This window comes from Actinoalloteichus spitiensis RMV-1378 (assembly GCF_000239155.1).
GTDB lineage: Bacteria > Actinomycetota > Actinomycetes > Mycobacteriales > Pseudonocardiaceae > Actinoalloteichus_B > Actinoalloteichus_B spitiensis.
In genome coordinates this window covers 1-2,019 of record NZ_AGVX02000170.1, presented here as the reverse complement: position 1 = coordinate 2,019, position 2,019 = coordinate 1, and the positions used below count along the sequence as shown (strand labels likewise).

Annotated in this window: 4 protein-coding genes; all 4 read right to left on the bottom strand. The window is 71.7% G+C overall.

The features are described from left to right. Nucleotides 1-119: 119 nt before the first annotated feature. A complete protein-coding gene (locus ACTIDRAF_RS0208830) occupies nt 120-407 on the bottom strand; it encodes a WXG100 family type VII secretion target (protein WP_016698375.1) in 288 nt (95 codons plus the stop codon). Nucleotides 408-478: 71 nt separating this feature from the next. Beyond that, the gene (locus ACTIDRAF_RS0208825) at nt 479-790 is read right to left on the bottom strand and encodes a WXG100 family type VII secretion target (RefSeq protein WP_016698374.1); all 312 of its coding nucleotides are present in this window, start codon (nt 788-790) and stop codon (nt 479-481) included. Nucleotides 791-924: 134 nt separating this feature from the next. Next, nucleotides 925-1,302: a hypothetical protein gene (locus ACTIDRAF_RS34430; protein ID WP_211215296.1), complete on the bottom strand. Its 378-nt coding sequence runs from the start codon at nt 1,300-1,302 to the stop codon at nt 925-927. Nucleotides 1,303-1,371: 69 nt separating this feature from the next. After that, the coding region (locus ACTIDRAF_RS0208815) for a type VII secretion-associated protein (RefSeq protein WP_211215295.1) at nt 1,372-2,019 on the bottom strand (648 nt) is incomplete at its 5' end.

Sequence of the window (2,019 nt, the reverse complement as noted above, 5' to 3'; positions counted from 1 at the left end):
AGCACCGGCCCCGGGGCGCGGGACACCCTCGCGCCCCCACCCCGGCTCGTGCCCCCACCCCGGACACACCCGTGGCCCCGGAGCGGTAACTCCGGGGCCACACACGGCTGGACGGCCGATCAGGAGAAACGCGCGGCGTTCGCCTTCTCACCAGCCTGGTAGTTCTCGGCGGCCTGGCTCAGCGCCGTGCCGATCGCGGCGATCGTGGTGCGGATCTCCTCGGCACCCTGGTCCCACTTGGCCTGCGACGCGTGCCACGCGTCCATGGCCTCACCGGACCAGCTCGACTCGATCGGGGCCAGCCGGCTCTTGAGCGCGTTCTGCGTCTCCTCGAGCTGGTTGCCGGCGCTGGTCACCTCCGCGGAGGCGTTCTGGATTTCGGCGAACGTAACCTTGATCCCGCTCATGGCGAGTGCCCTCTCAGTTCTCGGGTCGGGGAAAAGACGTCGGTACGGAAGAACTCAAGCGCCGGGACGGCTCAGAAGTTCAGGCGGCTGTCGATGGAGCTCATCGAGGCGGCCTCTTCCTCTTCCAGGCGCGCGTACTCCTCGCCGGAACCCTTGAGCTGGTCGCCGATCTCCCGCAGCGCCTCGTTGATCTTCTGGCCGCCCTGGTCCAGCCGCTCCATGAGGTTCTGGAACGCGGTGGCCGCGCCACCCGACCAGAAGCCGGCGACGTTGGCGCAGGTGCTCTGGAGGCTGCTGAGCACGCCCTGGATCTCGTCGTTGGTGTTGAAGACGTCGTGCGCGGCCTGCGCCATCTCTTCCGGCGTGACCTCGTAGCTGCTCATCTGGAGGAGTCCCCCTTCAGGATCAATCCGATGGAACGTTCATGCGACGCAAACCCTGCCAGCAGCGGTTCCCCTTTGTCCCGAAGTTCTCGCAAGTAGTTGCTGCCGTTAACGCGCCGCCGGGTTCTTCCAGGTCAGCACAGGATTCGCTGGTGCGAGAAGTCCTCGTCGTCGCCGTCGTCCACATCGGCCCGCCTCGACCGGGGCGGTTCGTCCCGCGCCCCCGGCCCGGTCGTCCCGGCCGGGCGGGGGTCCTCCTCGGACGGGAATTCGGCGACCGGGAGGCCCACGGCCGTGCGGAAGGACACCGATTCCCGGCGCAGGTCGCCGTCGGTGTGATCGGCGCGTTCGGTCCGCTGTGGCCGTTCCCGCGCCTGCTCGGCGAGCGCCCGGGTCGACTCGCGGAAACCCGCCGTGCGTTCCCTGGCCTCGGCCGCCGCGCGGGCGCCCCTGGTCACCGCCCCCGCCACTTGGTGCCGGAGGCGGGTGAGCGCGTCCGCTGCCTGACTCATGGTTCTCCCTCGCGTTGTCACCGGGTGCCGCCGGCGGATGGCACGCGCCGGCGGAGGAGGAGCGCCGGCTCAGCCGATCCGGAGGCTGTCCACCACCCGCTCGCAGGCCAGAGCCACCCGCTCGGCCCCCTCCGGCGTGTACTGGCAGCCGACCGCGACCTGGAGCGCACCGTCGAACAGGTGGTACCAGTCCACGGTCCGCCCGTCCGTCCGGTCCTGCCGGTAGTAGACGACGTCCCGGCCGGCGTACTCCGCGTCGACGTCGAAGCCGACGAAGCTGGACCCGCCCGCCGAACCGTTCCGCTCCTCGTAGCTCTGACGCAGCTCGCTCTCCGCCCGCTCCCGGTCGGCGTCGCTGTCGTAGTCCAGCCGCCATTCCTGCACCACGACCAGGTCCGTGTCCTCGGCCGCGCCCTCCGGTCTGATCTGGACCTTGCGCTCGGCCGCGTCGCCACCGCTCTGCTCCCAGTCGGCCGGGTAGGCGAAGCGGTAGTCGTAGAGCGCGATCTCCCGGTCGTTCCGGGGGAGGTAGGCGACCACCAGTGCCGCCGCGACCGCGAGCGCCGCCATGGCACCGCCGGCGAGGAACCACCACCGGCGCCCGGTCCGCCGCCCACGCCCGTGCGCCCCGGGCGGTCCGTGCGCGGGGTGGGGTGGGCGACCGGCGACAGGGCCGCCACCCGGCGGGGGGTAACCGCCGCCGGCGGGCGGGGTGGG